The following is a 24251-nucleotide window of genomic DNA, read 5'->3' as shown; positions in this document are numbered from 1 at the left end:
CCTGAGCAATACGTCCAGGGATAACGCGATAAGCAATCATGGCTCAGGTTTCTTAGCTATATCTTTGACCCATTCGGATCTTCTAATGGGTGGCTTATAACCAGTTTTACCTGGTCTGACCTCCTGAATTTCGCCGCCGTGCGACAAAAACTCTTCAGTTTTCGCAATTATCTCCGATCTCACTCGATCCAAATAAAGATTCGACATCAAAATATCCTCCTGCGAAAGCCAGATTGGCTACGCGTCTTGTTGACTATACCGACAACTGGACTACCTCCGAATTTAATTATTACCACCGGTCCGATTTAATCGATTCTCAAAATTAAAGGTATCCATCCCAAACCACCTCTGTATGATCATTATTGCCTGCTTTGTTAAGCGGCCCCGTTCTGATGATCTCAAGACTCGACGTACATCTCCTCGGCCACTTCACTTTGCACTCAGGAATCACCAGCCATCCTGGCTGGTATTTCAGTCTCTGGAGATAAAGTCATGTCAGACCGTCAAACCGGCACCGTAAAGTGGTTCAACGCAGTCAAAGGCTATGGATTCATCACACCGGAAAGTGGAGAGGACATATTCGTTCATTTCCGTGAAATAGTAAGCGATGGATATAAGTCCTTAGATGAAGGGCAAAGAGTCAGCTTTTCCCTTGGGTCAGGCCCTAAAGGAACTCAGGCCGAACAGGTCAGAGTAGTGTGAAGATAACTACCGTTGGCCCGGTAACGCTGGGCCAATGAGAGATAACACAAAGCAATTCAAATTAAATAGCAAGACACCCTAAAGGCCAGCACGCACATGGATGACGAACGATTCAATCAAAGTTTGCATATCGCGAGCTGCTGTTTAGGCCAAGCCCTTGATGATTTACTTATCGAAGAGCTCACCACTGGAAACTCTAACCAGAGACTCCATCTAAGGGACATCAGAAATCAACTTGAAAGCTGCTCAACAATACTGAGATCCCTCCAGAGAACTCGAAATGAACCATTAGAGTTCACCATTTCGAAAATCTAACCCTCTCGAAATAACGGATTCAGCCTTACTGCCTCAGTCAGGTGGTCTTGAGAGAGGTGAGCGTACCTCATTGTCATTGAGAGCGAGGCGTGCCCCAGGATGTGTTGCAACGTGACAATGTGCCCGCCGTTCATGATGAAGTGACTCGCGAACGTGTGGCGTAGCACGTGGCTGGCCTGCCCTCGCGGAAGCTTGATCGACGTCGACAGCAGCACGATGCGAAACACGCCAAGGCAGTTGGTGAACGGTCCGTGAGTCTGCCAGTGCTGACGAATCTCTTTGGCCAAGGCTTCCGAGATTGGCACCGAGCGAACGCGCTTCGACTTGGTGTTGGCGAAGATCACCGTGTTGCCCTTCAACCGATCCAGGGTCAGTGCCTGCGCTTCTCCCCATCGAGCACCGGTTGCGAGGCAGATGCGAGCGACCATCTTCGGATGCGGCGATGTGGTGCGAGCATCGAGCGCAGCAAGCAGCTCAGACACCTGATGCTTGGTCAGGTATGACAGCGGCTTCTCCTGAAGCTTCAGCGGGCGCATGCGTCCGACGGGATTCTCGTAGTCGATGGTCCCCAGCTGTCGTAGCTCGTTGTACATCGACTTGAGGTAGCCAAGGCGGTTGTTGGCGTACTTGCCCGACATGCCTTTAGCGACCTGCAAGGAACGCAAACGGGCCACTTTCGCCGGTTCCAGGGCTACCGCCACCGGGTCACCCAAATCCTTCGCAATCAGCCGCAGAATCGCCACACAGCGCTTACCGTTCGCGAGAGTCTGGCCATGCAGCTCGTACCAGAGTTCGACTAGCTCGGAGAGCTTGCGGCGATCCTTGGGCTTGATCGTCCAACCCGGATTCTCAGAGCACTTCTGGCGAGCATTGGCTTCAAACTGCTGCGCTTCCATCTTGGTCTTGAACCGCTTCCGGAAACGCTTGCCCTTGATCGGCTCTACATCGACGAACCAGCGACCATCTGGGAGCTTGGTGATACTCATCAGATGGCGTATCCCCGTCTCAAGTACCGATCATTGATCAGCCCGCAGATGTGCTTTTCGAGGTCGCGAGTGCTGTAGCCCTTGGCCGTGTAGTGGTCTTCGATCACATGCCAGAAGGGGAGCGTTCTCCCGACCTCAAGTGCCTTTTTTGAGGGGATGCGCTCCCGCGCAATCAGGCTGGCGAACTGGCCCAGGAACATCTCGCAGTTCTTGCCAGAGAAGCCCTGTGCGGTCTTGTAGTAGCGGCGATATTCGGTGCGCTCAATCAGCGGATCGGCCTCTACCTGGACCTTGGTTTCCAGGGTGATCAGCGACCAGAACGGGTCGTACCACTTCGGATCTTTCAGCAGCAGCCGGAAGCTGTCGCAGGCGTATTCCCACAGGCCTTGCAGATGCGGGCATAGGCCGGCATAGGTGCGGCAACCGATCACCTCACCTGAGGACAATTTGGAGCCTTCGGAGAACTGCTGGACTATGGAGTGATGGAAGCGGAACTCGATACGCCACACCGTTTCCTCCGGGTTGTAGGCGGGCTCCCCATCACCAAAGGGATCGCCATTGAGTGACGCCCATACGTTGCTCCAGTAATCGAGCTTGTCGGTGGCGCGTGCCTGGAGCGTTTTGTTGTAGATGCAGAGCTGCATGCCGTTGGCCGAGCCGAACATGAAGGTCTCACCACGCCCATACACCGAGGCGTTGCCATGGAACTCGATACGGTCGATGCCGCTGATCTGCCGCACACGAGTCGAACGACAGCGCATGCGCTCCACGATGTCCGCGGAAGGCGTCCAGCCCTGCACATCCAGCGCGAGATGCACGGCGCACTGGTTCGTTTCGCAGTGAGCGAGCACGGCACTAGCCAGGTCATCAAGCATGCCTTGAAGAGTCGCCGGATCAGCTCCGTCCAGGGCGTGTGGAGACACCTCAATCTTGAGGTGCGGCCCGATGTTCTCCAGCTTCACGTTGTGATTCTTGATCAGCAGGATCAGGCCTGTATCGGCGTTCTGCAGGCGGTACTGGTAGCCGGAGTCGCGCCCTACCCTGCCCTTGACCCATTGGAAGCCAGCGAACTCCACGATGTCTTCCGGCTCATCGAACAGCGCCATTACCTCCAGGCGGATCATGCCGTTGTACAGCTGGCGGACCGTATCGACGCCGCAGCGCAGCAGGCGCACGCCGGACAGATCAGTGAACTTGGCCAGCTTGTCGTCGAAGAACAGGCGCCCCTCGGGCGACTCGTAAATCTCGCCAGCGGACTTAACCGTGACACGGACTTGATGCTTTGGCTTGGTCATTGAAGTGCTCCAAATAGCTACGTAATGAAACAGTGATCAGTGGGTTATCCGACGTGTTACAGGGGCGTCGGCCGCGCCCTCCGGCAGGGCGCTCGTGCCTTACGCTACTTGCCGGGGGCGCGGCCAACGCCCAGCTCTCGACCCTCAATAGGGAAACGCCACCGCAGGCGACGAAGACCCCAGGACCGAGAGCGCGCCCAACAGGAAGGCCAACACCAACAGCACAAGGTCATAGGTCCAATCGGGTAGTTGCATCGCGCTGCCTCCTTTGCCTTTTCGCAGGCATGAGCTGGCCCGGCACGGATAAACAGGCGCGCTCGCCAGTTCATCTGCGCTATCGAGGTTTTGCAGTGGGATATGGGTATTGAATCAAACAGCCGGCGGCGCGACCAATTGTTTGAATTGATGGCTGAAAGCCCGTTCTAGACGCACTGGAATGAATAGTGACGGAACGACATTCAAGGTTTTGAGGAGGCGTTCCGAGCTATCAATTCCGTTGATGGCTGATGCCACCAACACACCAAGGGCGCTGCCCTTGTCATCCCGCTCTTGCCGCCGAGGGCTCGGGAGCGCGGGGCGGAGAAGCTGCCCCACACTCACCGGCCGAGGCTGATGAGGAGCATGCGTTCAAGGGTTCGCTCCGCCCGTGCTTCCGTTCGCCGGAACGGTGGGGCTGTTCCGACGAGCCGGGAGCGCGGCCCTTGAGCGCGAGTCGTCAGGGTGGGTGACGCGGCCCAGTACGTTGCCGGAACCCTGCCGGTCGCGGTACCGCATCACCCGGATCGTGCGGATGTTTTCCCAGAAGGCTTCATCCGCGAATGCTTTGTCTGCACCGAGCTTCAGAGTGAGGAAGTGCGGACCGCCGCGCAGACCTTCCGCAGGCAGGACGACGCCGACAACGCGGACCCAACGCCAGATCGGTTCCGGCTCCTCGTCCCACACCATTTCCATCAGAACAGTCTGCCCCAGGTAGCGCACTGCACTTTGAGCATCCAGGGTGATGGGTGAGTTAGTCATGGCTGTAGTCCCCTGCGCCGAAGGTGGCCTTGCCGCGCTCCATGTCATCGCGGAAGCGAGCGAGGTTGATCATGCGAAAGCAGCCCATCTGGATACTCGGGACAGTTCCGTCTTCTGCCCACTGGGCCGCTTCGTCGTACGTCACGCTGCACATTTCCGCGAAGGTGGAGATGCCGCACAGGTCCAGATTCCATTTCTCCTTGCTCACAGTCGTTCTCCCTTTCTGTCGTTCATGCCGTCCACTCCTGTTCCAGCAACCAGGCGCGGAGCAATGCACTGTTCACAACGCGCAGCTTGCCGAGCTTCACCGAAGGCAGGATGCCCCGGTATACCCACGCTCGAGCAATGCCGTAGCTGATGCCGTTTCGGTCAGCCCACTTCTCGATGCGCTCCAAATCTTGCTGCGGCCCTACCAGGGCGCTGGGGTTCAGCTCTTCCAGTTCCATGCTCGTTCCGTCACTATTCGTTTCAATAAAGCGATTCGCCTTAGGGTGATCCAAATTGGATCAACTTAAGCTGGATAGTGCATGGATTTATCCGTTTTGGATAGATCACCAATAGATCATTTCATTATGATAAAGGCACGTGTTATAGAAATTTTGAAAAGCTCTGGCATGCGTCTGCCGGAGCTGGAAGACCGCACGGGAATCAGCCGCTATACGTGGAATAACCTGAAGAACCCGGCACGCAATCGTGAAATCAAAGAAGAGGAAATCTTGGCCATCGCCCAGGTCTATCCTCAATACCGCTGGTGGCTACTCACCGGCGAGGTAATGCCAGAAATCGGGCAAACTAGCCCGGAATATGACGAAGCTCATTCAAACTTGCCCAGTCAGAGCGCGGGATAGCAATTACGCAAAAAGTAGCTAGGCAATGGTACGCCCGAGTCAAGTGCGCAAAAAAGTGAGCAATTAGCAACCCCACGGAAGAACATGCCATGAGTAGCTATGTATTCACCGATACAGATGTAAGCGCCGCAGCAGAAGGTTTCATGCAGGAGCTAACTAATTGGTGCGCCGAAAAATACATTCAATGCTATGTGCTAAAAAAACCTCTTATTGAGGTTAAATCCGACTATCCGGGCGGCGACAGCTATGCAGTTCTAATTCCAAAAAGAAAAATTCTTTTTGTGAATTTCGATCAAAACAATAATGCCTTCGATGAATATGTTGAAGACTTTATCGAAGACATTGGATACATCTCGAATAAATACAACTACAAAGAAAAAATTGGCCGCCCCAAGAACTGGACAGATGACTTAACTGTTGAAATAAGAGTTAAGGAAAGTTTAGGTATTGAAGAGTACCTTCAAAAAACCGATCTAAATGACCTGTTTCACCAGCGGGTTTCAGAGCTTTTAGTTTCACTCGTCACCGGCAGCATTAACGATATCGACCGCGTCGGCGTAAATGTCCCAGAAAACGACCTTGACCGTATAAAAAGAAACATCCTCCTATTTGATGGCGATCAAACTCGTTTTGTTTATCAGAAACTAAAACAAAAAGTAATCCGAATCCAGGGCCTATCAGGAACAGGAAAAACTGAGCTTCTTCTGCACAAGCTTAAAGAGCTGTATGTTTCCGAAGGCAAAAGCAAAATAATAATGACATGCCATAACAAAATATTGGCAGCCAATTTAAGACGAAGAATCCCTGGATTCTTTAACTTCATGAAAGTTGAGCAACAAATTGAATGGGATAAAAGACTATATTGCGTCCACGGCTGGGGCTCCCAAAACGACCCAACGAGTGGATCGTATGCTGCAATATGCGGCCATTACAACCTAACTTTTTACCCCTGGTCGAAATTGATGGACTTCGACAGGGTTTGTAAGTTAGCGCTCAAAGAGCTCGACGAAAAAGGAATTCCCGAAGGCGACTACGCCTTTGATTACATGCTAATAGATGAGAGTCAAGACTTCCCCGAGAGCTTTTTTGAGCTTTGCGGAAAGGTCACCAGAAACTCAATCTATATCGCAGGCGATATATTCCAGAGTATTTTTGATGAGCGGAAGGAAGCTGGCGGACAGCCAGAATTCATTCTCAGTAAATGTTACAGAACTGCTCCGGCAACCCTCATGTTCGCACAGGCACTGGGCATGGGGTACTTTGAGCCGAAAAAGCTGAATTGGTTATCTAACGAGGACCTTGAGGCTTGCGGCTATCTGAGCAAGACTGATAACGCGACGAAAGAAATAATTCTCAAGCGTGAGCCTATCAGTAGATTCGAAGACATTAAGGACGAGAACGAAAGTGTCAACTTAATTCGAATCAGCGGAAATTATATTGCTCAGTGCTCATCCACAATAATTAAATGTCTCCATGAGATAAAAAAATCTTACCCTAATGTTGAGCCAGCAGATATCGGCATTATTATGATCGACAGGGGAAAGTCTTCATATGAAATTTCCGACCTACTCGCGACAATGATTCCACGAGAAATGGGCTGGCCTGTAAACAAAGCATATGAAACTCGCCAACCAAGTAGAGCGGGAGAGATATTCCTAAGCAACACCAACCATGTTAAAGGCCTAGAATTCCCATTTGTTATCTGCGCCACTCACAGTCTTTCCGATTCGTTCAGCCATCGAAACTCCTTGTACATGGCTATTACACGATCGTTCTTAAAAACCTATTTTATTGTTAGAGAAGACTCCAACACAGAAGCTCTCAACAACATTCAAGCTGGCCTTAATAACATTCTAAAAGAGCATGTACTCCGAGTCACTCCGCCTTCAGAAGCCGAGCAAGAGCAAATCAAGGCCAACGTTAAATGGCAAGGAAGCTTAAAAACATTCGACGAGGTGGCCATGGAGGTCCTAATTGAGCTCAATGTTACCGGAAAAAACGCAGACAAGCTCTTGAGCGCAATGAAGATAATGCTCGATGCGAATTCGGAAAGGGATGAGATCCTTAAACTTGCAAAAAAACTGATCTCAGAATAGAGGGAGTACCACATGACTTCCTACTCATTCGCTATAGATCAATTCCAACATGCGAGAGCCGTCAAGGTAATTCGCAGCAGATTTGATGTTCTAGAAATTTGGATGGAGCTAGCAAAACTCATAATAAACTACTACCCTCCGAGCAGAGAGTCCATTTACGCATCGGTAGAAGTAATTTGCACTCGAATGAACCGAGTCTTTGTGCGAACGGACGAAAAAGTATTTTCAATTGCATTTCCGTTCCGAATAGAGCGGGAAGGAGAACAATATCAGCTAACTTCATCTCACGGGGTTCAGATTGACAGCCAAGTGACATCGGAAGTTCTTTTGGCAATCTCTGCATTCAAGGGAGGTGGAATCCAAACCGAGTGGGATTTAATACAATACTTCGATGACCAGGGCGGGGCATCCGAGGGATTTTGGGCGTTATTCACAGAGATGCTTGATTCTGAGGACGGTTATCTAAGATTTGACTATGACCCCGCCCAGGAAGACGGCCATATTCACCCGCTCAATCATGCCGATATCTTCTATACAAATCGATCCACATTTAAAGTCGGATTCAAGGAGCGGCCAAACATAGAGAGGATGATCGACATTCTCGATAGAGAAACGGACTGCCACTACCTTGAACTGCCACAGACAGGGCGATGACGACTTGTAGGCTCCTTACACGCTCTACCCTGTCGGTGTCGAAAAAGTGTCGAAATTAACGGGCCGAATAGATACGTTTTCCAACTGTGAGCCCTTGAGAAGACACGGAATGGAATACATTGGGACGTTCTGGAATGCAGGTCTCAAGGGTTCGATTCCCTTCGCCCGCTCCATATCAAATCCTGAAACCGCTCTAAAACGCGGCTTTCAGAGCGCAAAATGGTGAAAACGCAGATCAGGCAGGTCACGGAATCAATCATTTCGAATGACTGCCCATGTCACAGCGTACCGCTAACACCCCGCACATGACCTTCAGCCGCGACCGCGGTTTCCACTGCATCCCTCGGATGACCGCCTCCCCAAGCAGTTGCGCGGGTCGCTAGGCCAAAACCACGAAAGCCCCGCAACAGGGAATGCCTGGAACAGGTCACTGCAACGGCAGGGCTGCCTGTGCTGACTCAGTGCCGAGCCGATCCGGCGGCAAACCTGAGTAGCAATGTGCAAGTGCGGACCAGCATGAGGACTCAAGTGAAGCGCGACGATGTGAAAGCCCGGCATGCTGCAGGTATATTCTTTGACACGCATGTGATCGCAAACCCGATCAACACCAAGGAGTGGATCGTGTTCTTCAAGAAGAAGGCAGGACGAAGCTTTTTCCTGGTGGATGACAACGAGGAGGTAGAATCATTTGCCCACCTGGATGGCCTGATCGACGAACTACGCGATCTCGGCATCAAGAACGCAGAAATCCATTGCTGACCCGAAAGGCGCCATCATGCCAGTGAACACCCGGCCCTCTGCCCATCCGCGAATGGTGCACCGCCGCATCAGGCGAGCAAATCCGTGAGCTGCACCACCCGTCGAAAGATTGACCATTTGCGTCGACAGATTCCGTCTTTCGCCTGCGTACCTGGGTGTCACGATTGCTGCGGACCGGTGACCGCCTCGTCCGAGGAATTGTCACGATTACCGCGAAAAAGCGATGGCGAGCATGAGGCTGCCCTTGAGCAATGGAACTGCGTGCATCTGGGTGCCCAAGGCTGCGAAGTGTACGAGGAACGTCCACTGATCTGTCGTCTGTTCGGGACTACCCCGAACTTGCCATGCCCGCGCGGCCGCGGACCGGAAACCGCTACGGAGGAGCGTGTCGAGCGCCAGGTGCATCAATTGATTGCCTCCACCCGGCAAGTGCTCGTTTAGCCAGCGGATGCAGCGCAAACAGCACCGAGTGATAGCGGCGCCCATGAAGTGACCACAATCACTCTGACCTCTGCGGGCGCACACCAGAATCGATCGGAGCAGGTGGCCCAACGGCGCCCAGTGCGTAGGCGCTGGCCTTTTCCGTCTCGCTCGCCGAGCACCGGCCGCCACTGCTGAAGTACTCGCAGCCTTACAAGGGGCCTCACCGCACCGAAGAGACTCCGGCCCAGCCGCAGAGCGGTGATGGGTTGCTAGTCACTGACTGGATGCTTTTGAGTTCTGCCGTTCACGGTCATTCGTCCATGCTTGTGCAGTACCCAAGTGCATCAGCAGTAGCTCTCCGTACTATCAGCGGCCAAATGCAGACGAGCGGTGAACGCACCTTCTGCTTCATTGGATTAGCCCCGCCTGATGGCCGAGCCTTGGGCTGAGGACTAGGCGATCGTGAACCGGGGCATTGGCTCCAGTTGAACGGTAGCCCTGCCTTCCGAGAGCTCCGGCTGGACGCTGATCTCAGCTCTGGCTGGCGGCATGGGATTGGGAAGCTTGTACTCCAGACAACGCTGAGCGGCATCATGAGCCTGCGCTCGCATCGCCCAGTCCCTAGCTTCTGCCTCTGATTGGCAGTACCAGAAACACGTCCCCAGGAAGACCTTCCATGTGGGCGGATCTCCAGCCATGCATTCGATTCGAATATCCATGGCGACCCATTTTTTTTGCACGCAAAAGATGCCGTGTGGGATGGGGGCTCCCTAACGGCACAGTCGATAGAAAGTCAGCAAAAAATGAGACTAGCCTTGCTTGAGCAAAAGGCCAGCAATCACGCGCCCGCCCGGATGGGCGGGCGGGATACTTCAAGTGCGCTGAGGTAAACCGATCCTTTTCCTCATACGCGCCCGTCCTTCCGGCGAATTCACGCTGCCATGATCCACTCCGCTGCCCGCTCGGCGATCATGATGGACGGGGCATTGGTGTTGCCGCCGACCAACGTTGGCATGATGGAGGCGTCGACCACCCGTAGCCCCTCGATCCCGCGAACCCGCAGTTGCTCGTCCACCACCGCCATCTCGTCGCTCCCCATCTTGCAGGTGCCAACAGGGTGGTAAACGGTATCGGTGCGCTGGCGTAGCAGATCAATCAGTTGCTCATCGCTGGAGAGGTTCCGACTGTAGATGTCCTTCAAGCCATAGCGGGCCAGCGGGGCCTGCCCGACGATGTCCTTCACCATGCGATAGCCCTTCAGCAGGGTACTGACGTCGTCGTCGTGCCCGAGGAAGTTCGGATCGATTCGCGGCGCAGCAAAAGGATCGGCGGAGTGCAGGCCGACGCTGCCAATGCTCTTGGGCCGAAGCACGCAGACATGACAGCTGAAGCCATGCCCCCAGTGCAGCTTGCGGCCATGGTCATCGATCGGACCGATCACCGCATGCAGCTGGATATCGGGGCGCGAAAGGTCAGCAGAGGTTTTGAGGAACCCACCACTTTCGGCGCAGTTGCTCGCGAACGGCCCGGTGCGATGCCGGGTGTAATCGATGAAGGCCTTGCCCATTCGAACGGAACCCCTGGCAGAAATGCCCAGCAGGGAAGTGTCATGGCTCTTGTAGCAAGCCACGAAGTCCGGATGGTCCTGGAGGTTCTGCCCTACCCCTGGCAGTTCATGCTGCATGGCAATGCCGTGGGGTTTGAGGTCGGCGTCCGCGCCAATACCCGAGAGCATCAGCAGTTGCGGGCTGCCAAAAGCCCCGGCGCTCAGTAGAACCTCTTTGCGTGCCTTGATTTCCAGGCGCTCGCCTTTGACGGATATCTGCATGCCAATGGCGCGCTTGCCTTGCAGCAGGATGCGCTGGGCGTGGGCTCCGGTGATCACGGTCAGGTTGCCACGCAGCTCACGAATGGGCTTCAGGAACGCCGTGGCGGTGCTCCAGCGGCGCCCCTCGCGGATGGTGACGTCGTAATGCCCGACCCCTTCCTGCTCGACCCCATTGAAGTCCGCATTGCGCTGGTGCCCCGCTCGCTGGGCGGCATCCAGGAAGGCATTGGTGACCGGGTGAGCTTGCACCCGGCCGACATACAACTCGCCATCACCACCATGGAAATCACATCCGCCACGGTGATGCCCCTCGCTCTTTCGGAAGTAAGGCAGTACGTCCTCGTATGACCAGCCCGGGTTTCCCAGAGAGTGCCAGTCGTCGTAGTCGCTGCGATGCCCTCGGATGTAGATCATCCCGTTGATCGAACTACTACCGCCGAGGGTTTTTCCGCGCGGCTGATACCCGCAGCGGCCATTCAGGCCAGGCTGGGGAACCGTTTGAAATGCCCAGTTCACATGCCGCGTCGGCAGGATGGCCGCCACCCCGATCGGGGTATGAATGAGCGGAGAGGTATCTTCAGAGCCGGACTCCAGGAGACACACTCGCACCGACGGATCGGCGCTCAAACGGTTAGCCAATACGCAGCCGGCCGAGCCGGCACCCACGATGATGTAGTCGAATTCCATAATTATTCTTCTCGGCTCTCGGTTCACGGGCGATGGATGACGCACACCGAGCAGCTCTTCTCGGCGCAGCAGTCTGGAATTCTTCGCCGACTAAGCGCACATTAATTGACCTTTGACGACTTCATTTTGATTTTTAACGACTGTGACCGCACTCATCCGCACCACCTCGTTCATTGGCTTTCCGCAGCTGGTTGCACAGCTGGGCGGGGATTGCGCTCAACTGCTCCGCCGCTTCGAGATAGACCCACAGGCACTCGACGACGATGAGGCAAGAGTTCCGCTTCGCTCCCTGGTGGGTGTTCTTGAGTGCGCCGCCAACGAACTGGGCTGCCCCGATCTGGGCCTTCGCATGGCGGAGCATCAGGATCTGCAAGTGCTGGGACCTGTCGCTCTGATCGCCCGCAACTCGGCAACGGTAGGCCAGGCACTGGAGGAAATTTCGAGGTTCATCGGTTACCACAGCCCCGGCATCGATGTGCAACTCGATCGCGGTGATCCTGATGCGCCACGGCTGGTCATCGAGATTCGACTGCCAGGCTCCACGCGACTACGGCAGATGCAGGAGCTGGCACTGGGAGTGGGCTACAACACGATGAAACTGCTGTGCGGCAGTCAGTTCAGCGCCAGGTCCTTGCTGCTCAGTGGGGCTGGCTCGCTACCAGCGGCGCGATATCTGCGCTATTTCAAAACGGCGGCCTACTTCAGCCAGGACTGCAATGCCTTGGTCCTCAGCGAGGAACAGCTCGGCAGACGGATCGAACAACAGGACCCGCAGTTACACCGTGTGCTGCTGGACTACCTTCGCCCCTTCGACGCCCAGGCATCCGCCGGCCTGGTGCGGCAAGTAGAAAACCTGATTCTGCGGACATTGCCGACCCAGCGTTGCCGCATCAGCCTGATTGCCGAGCAGCTCGGTTTGCATGAGCGCGTACTGCAACGGCGCCTGGTCGATCTCGGAACAGGATTCGAAGCACTGCTGGAGCAAGCTCGACGCTCCTGCGCAGAGCGCTATCTTGCCGAGCGTCATATGCCGATGTCGCAAGTGGCAGGCCTGCTGGGGTACAGCGAACAGAGCGTCTTCAACCGGGCTTGCCGCCGCTGGTTCCAGGACACACCACGGGCAGTCCGCCGACAGCTGCTCCAGAGGAACGACGGCTCATCTCCCAATGGCCCGCCCAGCCACCTCTAGTCGGCGATCAGCGCGTCTTCAGCGCTATCTCACCAGCCCCAGTTCCTTGGCTCGGACGATTGCCTGAGTGCGCCGTGCCACGCCCAGCTTCACGTTGATTTTCTGCGCATGGCTCTTGACCGTGTGCAAAGAGATGAACAACTGCTCGGCGATGTCCTGGTTGGACAACCCCTGGGCAATCATCTTCAGCACTGACAGCTCGCGCGGGCTGAGCAAGACCGCTGCAGCTTGCTGATCGTCAGGCCTGAGTGACTCCTTCCCCCAGCGCACCAGGCCGGGATTGCGCAGGCTGCAGCCGTACTCTGCGCTGACCAGGCCTATCTGCCTGGATAGCGCCATCGCATCGAGCAAGGCCCGCTGCGCATTGCTCTGCTGGCCCTTGGCATAGTGCGCCTCGGCCAGGCCAAACCACAGTTCCACAGCCAGGCCACGCCGCTCCTGTTGCAGGGCTGCCTTGAGCATCTCCTCGAAGACCTCACAGACATCTTCGCCCGCCGCCAGACGTGCATGAACCAGCGCCAATTGCAGGTGCTGCACGAGCTCTGGATTACCGTACGGTGGTCTTTTGCGCTCAAGGCCGGTGTACTGCTGCAGGCATTCCTCCAACGCAGCACGAGCCCGTCCTGCATGCCCTTCCTGGATCCACAACCGGGCGTAACCGAGCACCAGCAGGTTCTGGTAGAGCGGCTCGGTGATATTGCGGAACTGCAACAGCCGCTCCGCATCGGCTAAACGCTGGTAAGCCTGCGCGGGCGCCTTATGCATGGCATCGAGTTCGGCCAGGCCGATGTAACCCCAGGAAGCGGCCGGGTCTTCGCAGTACAGGCACTCCTGCAGCCCGGCTTCAAAATGCCCACGAGCGACAGCGTAATGCCCCAGCCGGGAGAACAACGCCCCGAGGCGCAAACGTGTCCGACCACTCAGAGGGTTAGGCTCGCCTTTACCCTCAGCGCTCAGTTCCTGATGCAGTTGCTCAACCAGACGCAGCGCCTGCTTGAGCTCACCACGCATCTCCAGCAGCTGTGCCTGCTGCAGGAGTAACACAGCCTCCAGCATGCGGCTTCCGTTGCGGCGAGCCAGCTTGATGGCATCACGATGAAACTGCTGGGCCGTCTCCATCCGCCCGTCGACGATCGCCACCTCGATGAGTGCGGTGAGCACGATCACATGCTGTGCCCAGGCAGTCTCCGGCAGATGATCCAGCGCCTCGCGCATGTGCGGAGCGTCGACCTTGCCACGGTGATATTCAAGCTTCCCGGTCAGCGCCTGGCACTGCGCAAGAAGCTCGCGCTGACGCTGTGCTGTTGGCTGTGGCAGAAAGCGTTGAAGCTGCGCCGCACAGACCTCGGCCTCGTCAAGGCGGCCGCTGATGAGGAGCGCCCAGGAGTTCAGAATCAACAAGCGAGGCGTGCTGGAAATCAGCTCGCCAGGCAGCAGGTGTTGCCACCTGATCACTCGAGCCATCTGGCTACCCTGCAGCAGCCTGTCCCCCGTGAAGTGCTGCAGAAGACTCGCGGCTACCTCGGGTTGATCGGCGAGAAGCGCGTAGTCGATCGCCTGACGAATCCGGCTGCACCCTGCAGCCCATTGGCAGGCGTGGCGATACAGGGCCCGCTTGAGGTCCTGAGCAATTTCCGCCTCGAGAATACTGGCCACTGCAGGTCGAACCCGATGCAAACCTGAATCGCCATCGAGCGTTTCGATGAAGACGCCGGCCTCCAGTAACTGCTGAAGCAGTTGTTTTCCCTCGCCGGCCCCCAATACGTGATCGCACAGCGAAAAGTCGAAGTCCTGGAGACAGGACAATTTGCACAGCGCTTCGCGCAACTCGCTCGAGAGCTCTGCGAGCACTTCCTGTTCCAGGTAGCGCCGGACCAATGCATTGCCCTGCGCGGCCTCGGTAGGCTGACCGGGATCCCTGCCGTGCAGGCGTAAACGTATCCCCGCGAACCAGCCATCCGTCTGCATCATCAGGGCCTGGACAGTGGCGGGGGCGACCTCGCCATACAGGCTGCCCAGCAGCTCGCCCAATTCGGCGGCCGTCATGGCCAGATCGTCGGCGCCAAGCTCGAAAAGCTCCCCGTCGAGCAAGAGGCGCTCCAGCTTGCAGGCGGGGCGGCGGCGGCTGGCGATCCACCAGGACACACTCGGCGGCGAAGTGCGCAGCAAGAGTTCGAGGAGCCGGTCGAGGCGCTCATCCGCCACTCGCGGCAGATCATCGAGCATGACCCAGAGCGGGCGATCCTGACGCGCCAGGCGGTTGACCACGACACTGGCCTCACTGCTCTCAAGCTCGAGCGCCGAGGCCAGCAGCCTCAGGAGGGCAGGCTCATCCAGCAATAGCCCTTTCAGATCGAGCCACAGCACGCGCGTCCCCTCTGGCCGGGCCAGTGCACATTCGCGCAGCAACACACTCTTGCCGCTACCGGCAGGGGCGCAAATCAGCCGCAGCCGGCAGGGTGCAAGGAGAAGAGCCTGACTCAAACGGGGACGTGGCAGGAAGCTGGTTGGCAACGCGGGAGCGCGGCACGGGTCGGCGCAGATGTTCGCCGTGGGCATGGCGTTACTCACAGGGTTTCGAAAATGCAAAGACAGTCATGGTACGGCTTGCACCCATGGGCTGTATTGGGCTTGCCGACGATCTGGCATAAAAAAGGGCGGCTGATTGGCCGCCCAAACACGGAGTTGCTCAGTAAAGACGCTTGGCGTCAGCGGACACCGGTTTGACGCAAGGCCGCCGGGGTGTAGTCCGCGGCGAGCGCCTTGGCACCGAACACGATGCCCTGCTTCTCTTCGTTCTTCAGCCCCATGACCGAGTAGCGACCCGAGATGACGTCGTAGAGAGTCTCAGCGGTATAGCCCGGCACTTTCTGGTTGTAATACTGCTGGGCGTGCCCCTCACCGACGCGCCACAGCTGGCCGCGGCCATCGTAGTGATCGACTTCGGCCAGCTGCCAGGTGTCCTCGTCGAAGAACATGTGGCGCTTGGCGTAGATGTGCCGTTCGCCGCTCCTGAGCGTACCGACCACCTCCCAAACCCGATGCAGCTCGTAGCGGGTCAGATCCTGATTGATATGGCCCGGCTTGATGATGTCGTCGTACTTCAGTGACGGCGAGTCGAGCTTGTAGCTGTTGTACGGGATGTACAGTTCCTTCTTGCCGACCAGCTTCCACTCGTAACGATCAGGCGAGCCGTTGTACATATCGTAGTTGTCGGAGGTGGCCAGACCGTCGGCAGCCGTTGCCGGGCCGTCATAAGCGACCTGCGGCGCACGCCGCACACGGCGCTGACCCGCATTGTAGAGCCAGGCCTGGCGAGGCTCCTTCACCTGGTCGATGGTCTCGTGCACCAGCAGGACATTGCCCGCCAGGCGCGCCGGCGCAGTCACACGCTGGATGAAGTAGAAGAGAATGTTGTCGCCCTTGGCCTTGTCGAAATCGGGCAGATTGGCCGGATACGACACCTCATCCTCGAAGTGAACCATCGAGAACGAACCATCTACCTGCGGCTGCACCCGCGTGATGTAGCGATGGATGTTACCGCCGCGGTAACGCGTTTCGTGGTTCCACACCAGCTCCACACCGGTCTTCGGGATCGGGAACGCGTAGTAGTGGCTGTCGAAGTTTTGCAGGCCATTACCACCGCCTACCAGCTCGGTATGCTGGGCACTGCTCTTGATCGCGGCGTAGATGTTGTCGGGCAGCGCGGCCGTACGGTGTGTCGGATACACCGGAATCTTGTAGCTGTCCGGATAGCGCTTGAACATCGCCATCTGGCCTTCGGTCAGCTTGTCCTTGTACTGCTCGGCGTTGGTCGCCGTGATGACGAAAAGCGGCTTTTCGCTAGCGAAGGGATCGGCCAGGAAGCCCTTGGCGTCGACCACCCCGGCATCTACGGGCAAACCGCCGGTCCAGGCCGGGATGCTGCCGTCGGCATTGCCTGCCTTCTCGGCGCCCATGGGGGTGAGCGTACCACCCAGCTGCGCCACCTCGGCCGCAGGAGCCGCTGCCATCACGCTGCTCGCAAGCAGCGACAGCGCCAGCACGCCGGATTTCAACAGTGTTTTCTGAATATGCATTGCGGAGTCCCCTGCGTTAGAAGTTCACGCCAAAACTGAGTGCGACGAAGTCTCTGTCGACCGACGTGTTGAAGTCGCCGCCAAAGAAGTCGGTGTAGGAAAGACTGGTGGTGTAGGTGTTGGCGTAGTCCGCATCCAGACCGAAGCTGACGGCCTTGCTGCCTTCGTTGAACAGGCCGTTGGGACCGTAACCGTTGACGTCGTGCGACCAACTGATGTTCGGGCGCAGGTTCACTCCGGCGAAGACGCTGTTGTAGTCCCAGATCGCGCGGGCGCGGTATCCCCAGGAGGTGGCGGTGACGTAACCGTCATTGACACAGTTCGAGGTGAGGTTGGAGTAGTCGTTGTTGCCCACCGCGCCGGCGATGGTGGTCTGGTTCAGCGCGCGGCAGGTGTTGACTGATCCGGTGGCGGGCAACGGCCCTGGCCCATAGACCGGGTCGCGACCATAACGGGCATCACTGGTCGATTCCAACCCGCCGACATGCACCACGCCCACCTCGCCAACGAGCGTCAGGCGCTCGGCGCCCATGACCTGGTCGAAGAAGTGCGTCAGGGTCGTCTGGAACTGGGTGATTTCCTTGCGGCGATAGCCGTGCAGGTCACCGCCGGGAGTCGCCTGGAGCACCGAGGCATTACCGAATGCCGCATACGCGGCCGGGTTGATGGCGGCCAGTGGACCTACCCCGGAGAACAACAGGTCAGTCGTACTGAGCTGGACAGGGGCGTTCGGGCGGTAGCTCACCTCGCCACTCCAGGCCGTGCCTGTCGGCAGCGTCGTGGAGAAGCTCAGGCCATAGAGATGGATATCCTCCGGGTACTCCATGAAGTAGCCGGAGTTCCCCGCAACGACCAGAGGAGCCGCCGCGCCAGTGCGTCCTGCCACGTTGTAGACGCTTTGCGAGGGCGCCGTGACGCTAAGGAAGGGGGCGCGGCTGTGGTAGTTGATGAAGTACCCACCAAACTCGGTGTTCAGCGGATCGAACATGTAGCGCAGCGCCAGGCCCCACTGACCGCTATCGCGGGCATCGCGATCCGCTCCACGGCGAACCAGGGTGCCTTCGCTGTTCTGGTCGATATCCAGACTGGTCCCCGGCAACGCGGCATTGATTGCCTTGCCGGCCGCAAGGTTGTTGGTGAGCAGGCGCAGATTGTTGCTGCAACCGTCCGCCACCACATCGGCCTGGGAGAAGAAGGTGCCGCAGTTGTCGACGACCGTCTGATCCCACTCCAGCTGGTAGAAGGCTTCTGCCGAGAGGCTGTCCGTCAGGCTCTGCGATACGTAGAACATGTTCACCGGGATCAGGCCTTCCTTGATCTCGGCCCCCGGGCGGCGAAACGCGGCAACGTCGATCGGGTTGACCGAGTTGATGCTGTTCAGGATGAAGGTGCTCTCCCCCCAGCTCACCACCTGCTTGCCCAGACGAACCGACCCCGGCTGATTGGCAATCGTGTAGTTGTGGTAGACGAAAGCGTCCAGCATCTGGGCGCCCGCGGACTTCGCACCCTCTTTGCGCCCGCTGTCGTCGATATCCTTGAACGGCCGGCTTTCATCCTTGAGCTCAAAGTCGTACCAGTACTTGCCACGCAGGAACACGCCGGTGTCTTCGTACTTGAGCTCGAGATCGTGGATACCCTTGAAGATCTTCGAGAAGGTCTTGCCCTTCTTGAAGTTGAGGTGGCCATCATCGGTGGTCTGCGACAAGCCCTTGCCGCCATTGTTGACACCGATGAGGTCGGGATCACCACCGCGTAGCGCCCAACTGGCTCCCACGGACAGCGATGAGTCGAACGTTCCCTCGACCTCACCGATATTGAATGTGGCGGCCTGAGCCTGCGCGGCGCAGCCAAGTGCAATGGCTAGCGCCAGGGCGTTAGGGGTGAATCCGGCGCGCGCTGTTTTTGTTTTCATGCGGCTTTCCCGTGGTTGGTATTGGCCCGGGAAAACTAATCAGTGCGAGAGCACCACGTAAGCGACGAAGTAGGGATTCAGAAAATCATACTTAGGTATGAGCGGCTGAAATCGCAGAGGTTGGACGCGACGAAAACTACCGAATTGATCCGCGAAAACGCAGGCCAGGACTACCCGTTCAAGTGCATCTCCAGTGAGCAACTTGTCGTGAAATGCTCATTGCCTGATGTGATCGGCAAGCCGCTCCGGTCAGTATTTCTCATCCCCCCGTCTAAGCTATTGCCTGCGCTTGAGTCCGTTGTCCAGGTGCTGGCAGCAAGCCCCAGGGCCAAGTACAGAGCGGAAGTAGAAGAGCAACGAAATCAGGCGAGTACGTCTGGACGATCAAGGAGAGACCGTATGTTTCGCTTCATCAAGACAACCATTGCTGGTGGGTTGCTATTCATCCTTCCCCTGGTACTGCTCCTGGTACTGATCGAAAAGGCCATTCACTTGTTAAGCGGACCGTTACAGAAAGTGCTGCCGATCCTTGACAGCTTTTCTGTAGCCGGCGCCACGTCAGTGACGGTGGCCGCCATTTTCGTTCTTTTACTTTTTTGCTTCCTGGCAGGGCTGCTGGCAAAGACTGCGACGGCATCACGCGCACTGGAAACGCTTGAGGACAAGCTCCTCGGAAATCTTCCGGGGTATCAACTGCTGAAAGATGCAACCGCCCGCTTTACCGGCATGGAGAACATTGAAGGCGCCAGAGTCGTCATGGTCATTCAGGACAGCGGCTACCGGTTTGGGTTAACCCTGGAAAGTCGCGACGATTGGCTGCTTGTCTACATGCCCGATGGTGGCCCTGCCGGTGGCACGGCAGGAGAAGTGCAGTTGCTGTCGAACGATGCCGTCGTGATGACCGACATCCCCTGGCTGTCGCTGCTGGCATGCCTGCGCCGTGGGGGACGAGGAGCATTGGAGCTCGCCGCCCCCTATCTGAGCGAGACGGCTCAAGCCGCCCGCCCCTGACCCGCCAACACTCTGCGCCTATCCCTGCATGCACTTCAGGACCTCAACCGTGTGCCCATGCGACAAGGAGATCCGTTGATGGTCGACTACGTTCTACACGCATTACGCGCCAACCCCGAAATCGCCGTTTTCCTCGCCATTGCCCTTGGTGTGTTGGTTGGCAGAGTGCGAATAGGCGAGTTTCATCTGGGCTCCGTCGCCGGAGCGCTATTGATGGGGCTTCTGATTGGCCAAATCGGTCTGGAGATTCCTCACGAACTGAAGTCCGTATTCTTCGCGTTGTTCATCTATGCAGTGGGATTCAAAAGCGGGCCGGAATTCTTCGGCAGTCTCAATCGTGGCACGCTGAAGCTGGTCACGCTGTCAGTCGTTCTTTGTGCCACTGCGCTTGCCACGATCCTGGCCATGTACAGCATCTTTCACTTTGACGCAGGATTCACCGCAGGCTTAGGCGCAGGAGCCCTGACCGACACCGCCATCATGGGGACCGCGAGCAGCGCTATCGCGCAACTGAGCCTTGACGCTGCCAGCAAAGCGCAACTCAACAGTCATATGGCTGTTGCCTACGCAATCACCTACCTCTTCGGCACGATTGGTCTGATTGTCTTTGTCGGTAGCATTGCGCCAAAGCTGATGCGCATCGACTTGCGCAGCGCTGCCAAGGAGCTCGAGCAACAACTGGGGATCGAGCGCGAAGAGAATGCCATCAGCATCCCCTACACCCGTATTGTCGTGCGCGCCCACCGACTGCTAGCGGCCGACATCATCGGGAAGAGAATTGCGGAAATCGAAGAGCTCCACGCGTCACTGAGTATTGAGCGAGTCATCCGAGGCGATCAGGTGCTTGAGCGAGACCCGGAACTGCGCCTGGTTGCTGGCGATATTCTGGGAGTCTATGCATTGCGCGAGGCAGTGGCGGAACTGAGCCAGTGGATCGGACCTGAAGTCGATAATCAGGAGTGCATGTCCTTTTCGACTCGCGATGCTGACATCGTCCTGACTTCCCGCCATCTGGCGGGCAAGACTATCCACCAGATCAAGTCGGAGCTGATCGGTTCCGACCGCATGGGCTGCTTCATCCGAACCATCCGCCGGCAAGGTCTGGAGTTGCCCTTGCTCCCCCATACCGTCCTGCGCCGTGGTGACGTCATCACGCTGGTCGGACGCACAGCCAGCGTCGAGGCACTGGCGGCGCAGATCGGGCGCATTCGGGTAAGCAACTACAAGAGCGACATCGCGATCCACGCGCTGGGCATGGTGGCGGGCTCGCTGGTGGGCATGCTCTCCACCCACATTGGCATGATCCCCGTCGAACTGGGCGTGGGTGGGGGCGTGCTGTTGGCCGGCCTGTTGATCGGCTGGTACAACTCACGGCACCCGGAGCTGGGGGCATTGCCACCTGCGGCACAATGGGCGTTTTCCGAGTTCGGCCTGACAGCATTTGGCGCCGTCGTGGGCCTGCTCGCCGGCCCAGCCGCGATTGCAGCCATGCAGGAACAAGGCGCAGCGTTACTGCTGTCGGGCGCCCTGGTCACGCTTATCCCACCGCTGGTGACGCTGTATTTCGGACGCTACGTGCTGGGGCTGCACCCGATTATTCTATTCGGCGCCCTGGCCGGGGCGCAGACCGAAGCGGCCTCCATGAACAAGATCATCGAGCAGTCCGGCAGCAATACCCCGGTGATTGGTTTTACCGTGTGCTACGCCATCTCCAATGTGCTGTTGGCGGTTTGCGGGCCGATCATCGTCGCGATCACGGCTACCTGACGGCAATGCGCTTGCCCGCCAGGTAGCCGCTTGATCTTTTGCTTCAGCGCACCACATGCAGGTAGTGCAGGTGGCGTTCGTACTGATCGAGGATGTCGGCGATCACGTCGTCACGGCTCCAGCCCATGATGTCGTAGTCCTGCCCGCCCTCGCGCAGGTGCACTTCGGCGCGGAAGTACTTGCGCGCCTCCGTCCCCTCCTCTTCTTCCAGCAGCACGAAACTGGGGCTGGTGAAGGCCCGAGGGCGGACTTCGTAGCGGAAATGCGCTTCGCTCGAAGGCGACAGGTCGAGGCTGACGCGTCCGTCGTCGAGTTCGACGACGGTGACTTCCTGGCCCTGTTTGCGCAACTCCGTCGCCACCTCCTCGCAGGCCGGCCGCACTACCTCGGTGATGAACCGGGTGACGTGGGCGCGACGTGGTTTCAGGGCGATGTGGCGCAGGCGGCGCTGCCAACCGCCTTCGTGATGCGGCGCGTGGCGCGGTGCGGGCAGCGCCTGGTTGCGCAAGCCGCGTCGCGTGGCATCCAGGTGCAGCGCGCGGAATAAACCCCAGATCGATGCCAGCAGGATGATGGAGAACGGCAGCGCGCTGGCGATGGTCGCGGTCTGCAGCGCCTTCAGCCCGTTGGCCAGCAGCAGCGCCACGGCGACCACGCCGATGCTCACCGACCAGAAGATGCGCTGCCAGAGCGGCGAATGGGAATGCCCCGAGGAGGCCAGCATATCCACCACCAGCGCGCCCGAATCGGCAGACGTCACGAAGAACACCACCACCATCAGCACCGCCACCATCGACACCACGCTGGACAGCGGGAAATGCTCGAGGAAGGCGAACAGCGCCAGTGAGCTGTCCTGGTCCACCACCGCCGCCAGGTCCTTCACGCCTTCGTTGAGGATCATGTGGATCGCGGAGTCGCCAAACACGGTCATCCACAGCAGCGTGAAGCCGGCCGGCACGAAGAGCACACCGCAGACGAATTCGCGGATGGTCCGGCCACGGGAAATGCGCGCGATGAACAACCCCACGAAGGGCGACCAGGACAGCCACCAGCCCCAGTAGAGCAGCGTCCAGCCGCCGATCCAGTCGGTCGGCTGGTAGGCGTAGAGGTTGAACGTCTTGTTGACGATGTCCGAGAGATACGCGCCGGTGTTCTGCACGTAGGTTTGCAGCAGGAAGACAGTGGGGCCGAGCAGCAGCACGAAGAGCATGAGGATGACGGCCAGCGCCAGGTTCAGCTCGGAGAGGATGCGGATGCCCTTGTCCAGGCCGCTGGCGACCGACAGCGTGGCCAGGCCGCAGGTGACGGTGATGAGGATGATCTGCACCGTGGCGTTCACCGGCAGACCGAACAGGTGGTGGAAGCCGCTGTTGATCTGCAGCACACCGTAGCCCAGCGAAGTGGCGACGCCGAACACCGTGCCGATGATGGCGAAGACATCCACGCCGTGGCCGATCGGACCGTAGATACGCTCGCCGATCAGCGGGTAAAGCGCCGAGCGCAGGGTCAGTGGCAAGCCTTTGCGGAAGCTGAAATAGGCCAGGATCAGGCCGACGATGGCGTAGATCGCCCAGGCGTGCAGGCCCCAGTGGAAGAAGGTGATCTTCATCGCTTCACGGGCTGCCGCGACGGTGCCGGCTTCGCCCACCGGCGGGCTGGTGAAGTGCATGACCGGCTCGGCGACACCGAAGAACATCAGGCCGATGCCCATGCCGGCGGAGAACAGCATGGCGAACCAGCTGCTGCTGCGGTACTCCGGCTCGCTGTGGTCCGGGCCGAGCTTGATGTCGCCGTAGCGGCTGATGGCAAGGAACACCACGCTGATCAGGATCAGCGCCACGGCCAGGATGTAGAACCAGCTGGCGTTGCCAAAGATCCAGCGCTGGACGCTGTCGAACTGCGCCTGGGCCTGCGCCTGGAAGACCACGGCATAGAGCACCAGGAGGAAGATCAGGGCGGCGCTGGTGTAGAAAACCGGTGGGTTGAGGGTGCTGCGGGGGCGGGACGAAGTCTCCATCGAATGTTATCTCCTGTAACGCATTCACCTGCGCCAGACACAGGCGCAAGTGCTGCCAAGGGTAACCGAGTTCGGGAACGAGCGTTTTCGATGCGCTGCCCTGGCGACTTCCTCCCCTGCCGCTGGAGGTCAGGGACAGGCGTTCGCGGCGCTTGCCCGCGCCACCTGCTCCGCCAGCTGGCGCAGATTGCCCTGATGCGCGGCGACCAGGCCGTCGACGCTGTTGTCGGCCTGGGTCTGCAGGCTACTGCGGCAAATCAGCGGCTGGCCCGTGGCCGATTTCTGCAGCCGCCACTGCGCTTCGAGCAGCGAGTATTTTCCCGGTACCGAATCGAAACGCTGGACGTCCACACGCAACAGCGCCGCCCCGGCACTGGGCGCGCCGAGCTGGTCCTGCAGGGCATTGCCGAACTCGTCCACCAGGGGCGCGCCCCACCATTGGGTTTCGAGGATCGCCAGACCGCTGCTGCCCTGCCGGACGACGATCTGCGAGCGATCCACCTGGGGCGGCATGGTGACGCGCTCGACCCGCACCTTGCCGCTGGCGGGGCTGCCCGGCTGGGCCGGGACCAGGGTGTGATACTGGATCGGCGCGCTACTGCACCCCCCGAGCAGCGGGAACAGTCCTGCCAGGAGCAGCAAGGGTAACTTCGGCATGGGCTTTCT

At 58.2% G+C, this 24251-nt stretch carries 21 protein-coding genes; 9 read left to right on the top strand and 12 right to left on the bottom strand.

What is annotated here, in order from left to right; all coding sequences use genetic code 11:
• Positions 1 to 36: 36 nt before the first annotated feature.
• A complete protein-coding gene (locus CTR55_RS27375) occupies positions 37 to 207 on the bottom strand; it encodes a hypothetical protein (RefSeq protein WP_363710651.1) in 171 nt (56 codons plus the stop codon).
• A gap of 285 nt (positions 208 to 492) precedes the next feature.
• On the opposite strand from CTR55_RS27375, the gene CTR55_RS07005 reads away from it, so the two are divergent.
• Positions 493 to 702, top strand: coding sequence for a cold-shock protein (locus CTR55_RS07005; RefSeq protein ID WP_296285197.1), 210 nt, complete (start codon positions 493 to 495; stop codon positions 700 to 702).
• 311 nt (positions 703 to 1013) lie between these two features.
• On the opposite strand, the gene CTR55_RS07000 is transcribed toward CTR55_RS07005, so the two are convergent.
• The 5 genes from CTR55_RS07000 to CTR55_RS06980 all read right to left on the bottom strand — a co-directional run bounded on the left by CTR55_RS07000 (position 1014) and on the right by CTR55_RS06980 (position 4761).
• Positions 1014 to 2003 (bottom strand): tyrosine-type recombinase/integrase, encoded by a 990-nt coding sequence (locus CTR55_RS07000; protein WP_296285196.1) that lies wholly within the window; start codon positions 2001 to 2003, stop codon positions 1014 to 1016.
• A complete protein-coding gene (locus CTR55_RS06995; RefSeq protein ID WP_296285195.1) occupies positions 2003 to 3298 on the bottom strand; it encodes a hypothetical protein in 1296 nt (431 codons plus the stop codon). Before CTR55_RS06995 ends, CTR55_RS07000 begins: the two co-directional genes overlap by 1 nt.
• 627 nt (positions 3299 to 3925) lie before the next feature.
• Positions 3926 to 4315 (bottom strand): hypothetical protein, encoded by a 390-nt coding sequence (locus CTR55_RS06990; RefSeq protein WP_296285194.1) that lies wholly within the window; start codon positions 4313 to 4315, stop codon positions 3926 to 3928.
• A complete protein-coding gene (locus CTR55_RS06985; RefSeq protein ID WP_296285193.1) occupies positions 4308 to 4523 on the bottom strand; it encodes a hypothetical protein in 216 nt (71 codons plus the stop codon). The genes CTR55_RS06990 and CTR55_RS06985 overlap by 8 nt, the downstream gene beginning before the upstream one ends.
• A 22-nt stretch (positions 4524 to 4545) precedes the next feature.
• Positions 4546 to 4761: a hypothetical protein gene (locus CTR55_RS06980; protein WP_023084896.1), complete on the bottom strand. Its 216-nt coding sequence runs from the start codon at positions 4759 to 4761 to the stop codon at positions 4546 to 4548.
• Between the two features lie 126 nt (positions 4762 to 4887).
• On the opposite strand from CTR55_RS06980, the gene CTR55_RS06975 reads away from it, so the two are divergent.
• The 5 genes from CTR55_RS06975 (at position 4888) to CTR55_RS06955 (ending at position 9113) form a co-directional block, all read left to right on the top strand.
• Positions 4888 to 5163 carry an XRE family transcriptional regulator gene (locus CTR55_RS06975; RefSeq protein ID WP_296286482.1) on the top strand — a complete coding sequence of 92 codons (276 nt, stop codon included), beginning with the start codon at positions 4888 to 4890 and terminating at the stop codon, positions 5161 to 5163.
• Positions 5164 to 5252: 89 nt separating this feature from the next.
• The gene (locus tag CTR55_RS06970) at positions 5253 to 7259 is read left to right on the top strand and encodes an ATP-binding domain-containing protein (RefSeq protein ID WP_296285192.1); all 2007 of its coding nucleotides are present in this window, start codon (positions 5253 to 5255) and stop codon (positions 7257 to 7259) included.
• A gap of 12 nt (positions 7260 to 7271) precedes the next feature.
• On the top strand, positions 7272 to 7913 hold the full coding sequence (locus CTR55_RS06965) for a hypothetical protein (RefSeq protein WP_296285191.1): 642 nt from the start codon (positions 7272 to 7274) through the stop codon (positions 7911 to 7913).
• A gap of 528 nt (positions 7914 to 8441) precedes the next feature.
• Positions 8442 to 8672, top strand: a complete 231-nt coding sequence (locus CTR55_RS06960) for a hypothetical protein (RefSeq protein WP_296285190.1) — start codon at positions 8442 to 8444, stop codon at positions 8670 to 8672.
• 84 nt (positions 8673 to 8756) lie between these two features.
• Positions 8757 to 9113, top strand: a complete 357-nt coding sequence (locus tag CTR55_RS06955) for a YkgJ family cysteine cluster protein (RefSeq protein ID WP_296285189.1) — start codon at positions 8757 to 8759, stop codon at positions 9111 to 9113.
• Between the two features lie 913 nt (positions 9114 to 10026).
• Here the strand turns inward: CTR55_RS06955 and CTR55_RS06950 are convergent.
• Entirely contained in the window at positions 10027 to 11610 is a 1584-nt protein-coding gene (locus tag CTR55_RS06950; RefSeq protein ID WP_296285188.1) for a choline dehydrogenase, read from the bottom strand.
• 142 nt (positions 11611 to 11752) lie between these two features.
• Between CTR55_RS06950 and CTR55_RS06945 the strand changes: the two genes are divergently transcribed.
• Positions 11753 to 12799, top strand: a complete 1047-nt coding sequence (locus CTR55_RS06945) for an AraC family transcriptional regulator (protein WP_296285187.1) — start codon at positions 11753 to 11755, stop codon at positions 12797 to 12799.
• Between the two features lie 24 nt (positions 12800 to 12823).
• Here the strand turns inward: CTR55_RS06945 and CTR55_RS06940 are convergent, their stop codons facing one another.
• The 3 genes from CTR55_RS06940 to CTR55_RS06930 form a co-directional block, all read right to left on the bottom strand.
• On the bottom strand, positions 12824 to 15358 hold the full coding sequence (locus tag CTR55_RS06940) for a LuxR C-terminal-related transcriptional regulator (protein WP_296285186.1): 2535 nt from the start codon (positions 15356 to 15358) through the stop codon (positions 12824 to 12826).
• Positions 15359 to 15507: 149 nt separating this feature from the next.
• On the bottom strand, positions 15508 to 16872 hold the full coding sequence (locus CTR55_RS06935) for a DUF1329 domain-containing protein (RefSeq protein WP_296286481.1): 1365 nt from the start codon (positions 16870 to 16872) through the stop codon (positions 15508 to 15510).
• Positions 16873 to 16894: 22 nt separating this feature from the next.
• Positions 16895 to 18790 (bottom strand): DUF1302 domain-containing protein, encoded by a 1896-nt coding sequence (locus tag CTR55_RS06930; protein WP_296285185.1) that lies wholly within the window; start codon positions 18788 to 18790, stop codon positions 16895 to 16897.
• 399 nt (positions 18791 to 19189) lie between these two features.
• Here CTR55_RS06930 and CTR55_RS06925 point away from each other — a divergent pair, with 399 nt between their 5' ends.
• Positions 19190 to 19801 carry a hypothetical protein gene (locus tag CTR55_RS06925; protein ID WP_296285184.1) on the top strand — a complete coding sequence of 204 codons (612 nt, stop codon included), beginning with the start codon at positions 19190 to 19192 and terminating at the stop codon, positions 19799 to 19801.
• Between the two features lie 78 nt (positions 19802 to 19879).
• Positions 19880 to 21568, top strand: a complete 1689-nt coding sequence (aspT, locus tag CTR55_RS06920; protein ID WP_296285183.1) for an aspartate-alanine antiporter — start codon at positions 19880 to 19882, stop codon at positions 21566 to 21568.
• A 43-nt stretch (positions 21569 to 21611) separates the two neighbouring features.
• On the opposite strand, the gene betT is transcribed toward aspT, so the two are convergent.
• The gene (gene betT / locus CTR55_RS06915; RefSeq protein WP_296285182.1) at positions 21612 to 23585 is read right to left on the bottom strand and encodes a choline BCCT transporter BetT; all 1974 of its coding nucleotides are present in this window, start codon (positions 23583 to 23585) and stop codon (positions 21612 to 21614) included.
• Between the two features lie 129 nt (positions 23586 to 23714).
• A complete protein-coding gene (locus tag CTR55_RS06910; protein WP_296285181.1) occupies positions 23715 to 24242 on the bottom strand; it encodes a PqiC family protein in 528 nt (175 codons plus the stop codon).
• Positions 24243 to 24251: the final 9 nt, after the last annotated feature.

It is taken from the genome of Pseudomonas sp. (assembly GCF_002796985.1).
GTDB lineage: Bacteria > Pseudomonadota > Gammaproteobacteria > Pseudomonadales > Pseudomonadaceae > Pseudomonas.
The sequence above is the reverse complement of the archived record's forward strand: the minus strand, read 5'-3'. Positions and strand labels throughout refer to the sequence as shown.